The organism is Butyrivibrio proteoclasticus P6B7, from assembly GCF_000622085.1.
Taxonomy (GTDB): domain Bacteria; phylum Bacillota; class Clostridia; order Lachnospirales; family Lachnospiraceae; genus Butyrivibrio; species Butyrivibrio proteoclasticus_A.
In genome coordinates this window covers 1-7,354 of the sequence record NZ_JHWL01000045.1, presented here as the reverse complement: position 1 = coordinate 7,354, position 7,354 = coordinate 1, and the positions used below count along the sequence as shown (strand labels likewise).

Here is a 7,354-nt window from a genome sequence, read left to right as displayed (position 1 = left end):
CAAAAATAAAGACGTTGGCCCGAAAAAATCTCTACATCTTTTTTACAGAAAATGAATATAGGGCCGTAAAATCCTCCATTTAACCAGAAGGAAAAACAACCAGATAATCCTCAGAACATGCAACTTTTAAACTGAGTTTGGTTGTAGTTTAAACTGGAATTTAATACTCTTCATCAATGATTCGCTCTGTCATTCTCTCCACATATCCATTCCTGGGCCATCATTGTCATTTGGGCGGGCCCTGAAGCCAAGTTTCTCGTAAAACGCCTCTTTTCCTTTTGATGCCACAATAACTATCTTTATACGCCAGCCTTCCTTGAGCTGGTTGTCAATATACTTGATACATTCCTGCACCATTTTCTTGCCGATACCCTGCCCCTGATATTCCGGATTTACAATTACATCCGCAAGGTAAGCTATATAACCCTTATCCCAAAATATCCTTGCGCAGCCAACAGTTTTCCCTTCATCCACACAGGAAATAATAAAATCTGAGTTGTCCAATCCAGACTGCGCCTGATCATCGCTGATGAACGGCCAGCCAACAGATGTCCGAAGATCACAGTAATCCTTTACCGATAGATTATTACAATATGTTAGCATTCCAATTCTCCCAACTGATCATTTAATGTTTTGTATTTATTTTGTCACTGCTTTAGCATTGCGCTGCCTTGTAGATGATCAATATTCGTAGGATTGATTTACTTTCCTAAGTGCAGCTACATAATCGCAGCCTTTTTCTTTCACATTTTCCGGATTTATAGGATAATGGACATTGTAAAGAATCCCTTTGTCTCCGAACATATCCTCTATATAATCCTTCTCTATATGCCCGCCTACAACTTCAAGGCAAATCATAACATGATCATCACCCGGTACGATTTCTTTCTCCCACAAATACTTGCACTCAAGGTTCATGAAACATTCAGCGACCATCGGCGCTTCTATCCATGAAGCTTTCTCCACAGTAAGCCCTGATGAAGTTATCTCATCTGCCTCGAGCTGATTATTCTGTATCGTCTTCATGCAGGCTTTGTATAAATCAGAAGACATGAAATTCAGCACAGCTGCCTTCTTTTCATTTAGGCTTTGGTAAAGATGTCCACACTTATTCACGCTGCATAGAATCACGTAATACCCGCACCCATGATTCGCACTCGTAAACCCTGCCCATGACTGCATCGTAGCATTGGGCTGTCCGTTAGATTTATATGTTGTGACAAGAAACATCGGCGTCGGGATTCCCATAATAAACTCTTTCCAATCAAAGCCGAAGTTTTTTGCAAATTCTCCGTATGTCCCCTTCATAGATTCCGGCATTTCTTTGTATTGGTATTTCATCTTTTTCCTTCCCTCCGTACTAAAATCAACATAAGAATCGACTTCAATTATCTCGACAACCTTCGATTTGTCATTGTCTATAATACTGAAATTGAATGAAATGATCCACTAACTCTGTCCCCGTATATCATCTAAAACATTTTGGAATCTCGGTGATGCCTCGTGACATGCAAAGCGCTGATGTTGGGCCAGCAAATGTTAGAGGCTTGCCATCGATGTCAGTGATACTGCATCCTGCTTCACTGGCGATAAGGGCTGCTGCCGCATAGTCCCAAAGCTGCAATTTAAGCTCAAAATATAGCCCGCATCTTCCAAGGGCCACGCAGCACATGTCCCAGGCGGCTGTTCCGGATCTGCGAAGATCTACACACAGTGGAAGTAGCTCTTTTGCCAGGTTAAAAGATCTGTCTCTAAGCTCCTCATAATATGGTGCAGTGCCAAAGCATGCCAGCGAATCGGACAGCGGAAGCTCTGATGACATGATCTTCTCGCCGTTCATATACGCGCCGCATCCAGCCTCTGCAGAGAAGCACATATCATCGAAGGGGTTATAGACAACTCCCATGTAGGGCTTTCCGTCCTTCAAAAGACCTATGGACACCACGGAAGGTCTGTATTCGTAGATGAAGTTGCTGGTGCCATCGATTGGGTCAAGGACAAAGCAAAGGCCGCTCTCCATCTTCTCTGAGAACTCATCCTTGCCATCCTCTTCACCAAGGAACTGAGCCTCTGGGAAGACCTTACCAAGTCTATCTATCAGGAATTCCTGAATTTTCTCATCTGTCTCGGTACAGAAATTGGCGTGCCCTGACTTTTCCATGATTTTGGGACGCTTGGCACTAACCATTATTTCGCCGGCTTCCTTGGCAATTTCTATTATCTTTTCTATCATTTATTCTCTCCTTAAGTCATTTGGAACCGTCCCCGTAGCTCACCTCTTTGTAGGTGTAGTTGCCGGATTCGTAATCGTAGCCATCGCCGTCATCATCGTAGAAGGTGTAGGTGGCTGGGGCGTCGTCTTCTGCGAAGCGCTTGAAGTCGATGGCGCCAGTCTGCTCCTTTGTAGAAAGAGCTGGCTCTCTAACCGGAACAAGGCTTCCGCCGCGGACAAAGACTGGGATTACGTCAAGAGGAGCTTCTACATCAGCACTGCTGCCGCCCTCATACTTCTCGCCTGTATAGAAGTCGTACCAGTCGCAGCCTTCTGGGAAGTAAACGCGTCTAGCCTTAGGCACGTCTCTAAGTTCCTGGCCGTCTTGGTCATAGTACATAGGCTTAAGCACTGGGCAGACCATAAGGCTATCGCCAAACATGAACTGATTAGTGATGTTCCAGGTCTTTTTATCCTGTCCAAAGTCAAAGGCAAGGAATTTGATCATGGAGTTATCATCGCGCCAGACCTTGCCTGCCTCGGAGTAGATGTAAGGCATCAGGCTGTATCTAAGCTTATTGGCCTTGCGAAGTGCCTCCTTAAACTTGCCTTCGAAGGTCCAGGGCTCTCTTCTAAAGTCTGTGCCGTGGGCCCTGAACATTGGAAGGAAGGCTCCGAACTGATACCAGCGAACGTAGAGCTCGCAGTAGCCCTTATTATCTGCACAGGCATCGTACCTGCCGTTCCAGTACCAGGTATTGGATTTTTTAACAAAGAATGCCCCGATGTCCATGGTCCAAAAAGGCATTCCGGAAGCGCTAAAGTGCAGTCCAATTGCCACCTGATCCTGGAGTGTCTCCCAGCTTGCCGCCGTATCTCCAGACCACATGACGGTTCCGTATCTTTGCTGTCCGGTAAAAGAGCTACGGGTTAAGTTGCAGACTCTTTTCTCAGGCCCCATGCCCTCTGCCATGGCCTTCCTCTGGTTCTCATAAATGCCCATGGCATGGTACAGCGGATAACTATTGGTATATTCATAGGGAACGCGAAGTCCCATTTCCTTGCAGAAGTCCTGGAAAAGAGCTCCCTCTTCCATCCTGAAGCTATGATTCCACTCAGGAGTTATGGGCTCGCTGCTATCACACCACCAGGCATCAGTGCCGTAACTAAAGTGAGTTCTCTTAAGCTGCTCAAAGTAAAGCTCTCTTGCCTCTTTACTGAGGGCGTTATACACTGTGCAAGCCGGTAAAAAGAGATTTCTTTTTGCAAATTCGTTGTGATTGTCAGTGCCAGTAGCCATGGTGGGCCAGATGGAGATCATGAAATGAACGTTCTCATCATGAAGCTCACTGATCATCTTGGATGGCTCTGGGAATCTTGCTTCATCGTAGGATTTCTGACCCCATTCATTGTCCTTCCAACTCATCCAGTCAAGAACGATGCAATCAAGGCCAAAGCCCTCTTCCCTACATCTGCGGGCCACGGACAGAATCTCCTCCTGAGTCTCGTAGCGCTCCTGGGACTGAACATAGCCAAAGGCCCACTTGGGTAAAAGAGCTGCCTTTCCCGTGAGGAGACGGTAGCCTTTTATAACATTGTTCATGGCTGTGGTGGAGCAAGTATCATCACATGTTCCTTTGCTATTCCAAGCTCCTGCTTCTCCCGCAATGAAATAGTAATCAAGCTCCTGGTCTGCTTCCACATATATGTAAGTGCCGTGATGGTCGTCATTAAAGATCATGGGGCTGTAGGTATCAACCAGGATTCCGTAGCCCTTTGTGGATGTAAATAGAGAAGCAGCAATCTTCCTGTTGGCCTGGTGGATATAGAGTGTCCTGCCACGAAGGGAACCAAAGCCCTTCTCCTGCTGCCCAAGGCCGTACAGTGCCTCCTCCTGAAGGTCGAAATGTAGACGTATATGGTAGCTCTTTCCTGCAAAGACCTTAAGGGGTTCCTCCACAACCTCTTTTACACCATCTGCAGTCTGTATTGTTCTGGTCTTTTGCTCCACGTCTGCAAGGCGGTAGGTATCAAATTCCTCAAACTCTCTGGGATCATATTGATTCTCTGTGAAGATCAGACCCTTTTCGTTGTCATAATAGCTGATGGCTGAGGTAGCTCTTTTAACATGGACTGTTAAACTCGGAAGACATAGCCTGACCTCATCGACATCTTCTTCATAGGTCCAATCGGAAAAAGAGCTATCGTAGATAACTCCTGGCTTTTCCTTGTCGGATCTTTTATTCTGAGTTGAAAATGTAACGCGAACTATTGTATCAGTCTTAGGCTCTAAGAAAAGCGTGCCATAATCTGAAACAAGCGCAAGAACATCTCCCCTTCTCTCAACATGTTTTACTTCTCTGCTGACTGACTTAACTGCTTCTAACATATTCTCCTCCTTAAGTCATTTAGAACCGTCCCCGATGACTCCGTCACTGTAGTTCATGGTTTCTTGGTTATGTATAGGATATAGGTGTCGTTGAAAACGATGCGGTCTCCTGCCTCAAGGACTGCCTGGCGGAGGCCTTCGAAGAACTCTGTGCGAAGGGGCTCCGGGATCACCACATGGTCGCTGTGGGTTCCGCAGAACAGTACATACTCATCGGCGGTAAACACGCGCTGTCCCTTGAAATCATGGCGCTGCACCTCTGTGTAGCCATACTCTGGAGCTGCGGTGTAGCGGAATTTCCCGTGGGTATACTGCATGTCTGGTTTGTAGTAACGATCATACAGGGCCTGGATCTTGGCGTACAGTGGTTCGTTGCTTGACTTGTAGTCAGCGCTTGTAAGCATCATTGCCAGGGTTCCGCCTGGTTTTAAAAGATCGAATGTTTTGGTGAAGGCCACAGTCTCAGGAATCCACTGGATCGTAGCAGCGGAATATATCATGTCAAATTTCATGTCACCGAAGTCATGGGTGATGAAATCGTCATTAACAATGTTGAAGTTAGGCAGTTCGCCATATTTCTCTTTCATCTTGCGGTACAGATGCTGGCCAAGCTCGATGGCGTGGTATTCGCAACCTGTTCTAAGCACAGGTTCTGTGGCCTGACCTGTTCCCGGGCCAATTTCCAGAACTCTTTTACCAGGTCCGATTCCAGCTTCCGTATTCAGGTAATTGAAAAGCTCTTCACTGTAGCGAGGCCGGAATTTGTCGAACTGATCAGGGATAGTGTCAAACACTCTTCGGAACTCGTCCTGTTCAAGTTCTTTGATATCTTCCTGGGTAAGGACGTGAAGTTCTCTATTCTCCACGCGGTAGATCGTTCCCACCACGTCGGTACGGCCTCTCTTGATAAAGAAAGCGCTCATATCCTCCATAGCGTAAACCGTGCGGTCCTCGGACATCCTAAGGGTCTGCTCATAGCGCCATGTGTCCTCCAGGTCATGATGGCAGCTAACTGTGATGTTGGTAAAGCCCAGTCCGTCGAAGGCTTCCATTGATTCAAAGAAATCCACTGTCTTACAGGCCATGTTCATGGATCCTGCGCTGACGCCAAGGATAGCGGCATGGCAATCTATCAAAGCTTCGTAGCAGCCCTTTTTGCGGATCAGGTTAAGCTGATCCTCACAGGCGCCTCCTCCCATGAGGAAGATACAGTCCGCAGTCTGAACTAGCTCTTTTGCCACATCTGGATCTGTGCGCTTGTCGATCACGCAGTGCTTATCAAAAGGTAATCCCTGCTCAGCGAACATCTGATACATGCCTTCGCAGTCATCGTCATTCTGCTCATAATCAAGGGGACATGCTGTGATGAACACTATGCTCTTTCGCTCCGTAAGCTCCCCGCGAAGCCTCTCCGCGATCTCCTTGGAAAAATGGTGGTCTGGAAATCCGCTAAATACTGCCAATAGTTCTTTTCTCATAATCTCCCCTTTCTGTTTAAACTGTCCTAATCAGGCAACTGATGTCATTTCCTGGTTAATAAGGTCTTCACTATCAGCCATTGCCTTAAGTGTCCTCCTCAACATGTTTTCTTATTATTTCTATAACAGCCTTAGATATCGTAACTGTCTCATCGTCCACGTTCTCTTTTACGGGAATCCAGTTGCTATCCGGTGTGGAAAAATCAATTGCTTTTATAAAATCTTCAGATGGGAGTTTACCTGTGATTGTCTTTGTAAGGACCATTGATACTAGATAGTCGCCAACGGCTGAAGCATGCTCGCCATCACAGAAATATAGGTCTGTGCCAAGGTCTGATAACTCCTTCATGGCTGCACTCCACACTTCTCCAATTGGAGCAAGGAGCACGTCCTTGCTCTCTGCAAGGTTTCTGTATCTGCGATTCATCTCCGCCTGGTTCTCAGGTTTTCTTTTTTCTGCCCAGGTTTCAAAGATGACCGGTTTAGTATTAGCTCTTTTGCACAATTCGATTATCCTGCTGGCGTTTGTTATAGTATCCTGCTCATCAGGCATAGGATGGGCCTGCTCCTGGATCACGCAGAAGTCATATTCGCCGTGTAAGATGCTAAAGCGCTCTGAGAAATACTCCTCTTCCATGTGCCATTTAAGAGATCTCCCTGAATAGGCAAGCATAGTAACAGAACAAGGCTGCCCGGTAGCGTCCTCGATCATGCGCCTTGTGAGCTCAGGCATATCATTCATATAAGTGTGGCTGTTTCCAATAAAAAGAACTTTCATAGACTGCTTCTCCCCCATTAGACTTACATATCACTTATGATACTATGTCCAAAGGCAGAAAAAAAGAGACTTTTACTAAAAACAAAAGGCCCATATCATTTGATATGAGCCTAACGCATCTTAAATATTTTCATTAATTTCTTTTACAATCTCAACTTTGCCTCTAATAAAAGTTGAGAAAAAGCTAATGCTATCAAAATGCTTTTGTACGATTAACTTCTGATATAACGAGCCATGCAGGATGATTTCCGATTGGGCCGATGGGAGCTTGCTCACAAATCGGCACATATCGGAATCAGCCTATAGGGCGACAAGACGGATGAAATAGAATGCGTCAGCATTCTATGAATTCGCCTTGGCGCGCATGGCGAGTGGTATATACATTTCCCAGAGTTTACGGCTTTTTTTAGAGCTTTTCAAATTTTGGATGCCAAGAAAAAAATGTGCTACGTCTATATCTTTATTTTTGCTTTTTAAGCAGTACTGAATCTCGCAAA

Annotated in this window: 6 protein-coding genes; all 6 read right to left on the bottom strand. The window is 45.9% G+C overall.

The window, feature by feature from the left end:
• Positions 1-189: 189 nt before the first annotated feature.
• Positions 190-603: a GNAT family N-acetyltransferase gene (locus T541_RS0116280; protein ID WP_026653651.1), complete on the bottom strand. Its 414-nt coding sequence runs from the start codon at positions 601-603 to the stop codon at positions 190-192.
• A gap of 78 nt (positions 604-681) precedes the next feature.
• Positions 682-1,341, bottom strand: coding sequence for a flavin reductase family protein (locus T541_RS20060; protein ID WP_051212503.1), 660 nt, complete (start codon positions 1,339-1,341; stop codon positions 682-684).
• Between the two features lie 127 nt (positions 1,342-1,468).
• Positions 1,469-2,233, bottom strand: a complete 765-nt coding sequence (locus tag T541_RS0116270; RefSeq protein WP_026653650.1) for an inositol monophosphatase family protein — start codon at positions 2,231-2,233, stop codon at positions 1,469-1,471.
• A 16-nt stretch (positions 2,234-2,249) separates the two neighbouring features.
• Complete coding sequence (locus tag T541_RS20055) at positions 2,250-4,601, bottom strand: TIM-barrel domain-containing protein (protein WP_034467688.1); 2,352 nt, start codon at positions 4,599-4,601, stop codon at positions 2,250-2,252.
• 53 nt (positions 4,602-4,654) lie between these two features.
• A complete protein-coding gene (locus T541_RS21225; protein ID WP_081780005.1) occupies positions 4,655-6,079 on the bottom strand; it encodes a methyltransferase domain-containing protein in 1,425 nt (474 codons plus the stop codon).
• Positions 6,080-6,164: 85 nt separating this feature from the next.
• Complete coding sequence (locus T541_RS0116255; protein WP_026653648.1) at positions 6,165-6,857, bottom strand: hypothetical protein; 693 nt, start codon at positions 6,855-6,857, stop codon at positions 6,165-6,167.
• Positions 6,858-7,354: the final 497 nt, after the last annotated feature.

Bases quoted from the DNA above. Each gene is read 5' to 3' on its own strand.
- T541_RS20055 (WP_034467688.1), bottom strand. From the start codon at position 4,601: ATGTTAGAAGCAGTTAAGTCAGTCAGCAGAGAAGTAAAACATGTTGAG.
- T541_RS0116255 (WP_026653648.1), bottom strand. From the start codon at position 6,857: ATGAAAGTTCTTTTTATTGGAAACAGCCACACTTATATGAATGATATG.
- T541_RS21225 (WP_081780005.1), bottom strand. From the start codon at position 6,079: ATGAGAAAAGAACTATTGGCAGTATTTAGCGGATTTCCAGACCACCAT.
- T541_RS20060 (WP_051212503.1), bottom strand. From the start codon at position 1,341: ATGAAATACCAATACAAAGAAATGCCGGAATCTATGAAGGGGACATAC.
- T541_RS0116270 (WP_026653650.1), bottom strand. From the start codon at position 2,233: ATGATAGAAAAGATAATAGAAATTGCCAAGGAAGCCGGCGAAATAATG.
- T541_RS0116280 (WP_026653651.1), bottom strand. From the start codon at position 603: ATGCTAACATATTGTAATAATCTATCGGTAAAGGATTACTGTGATCTT.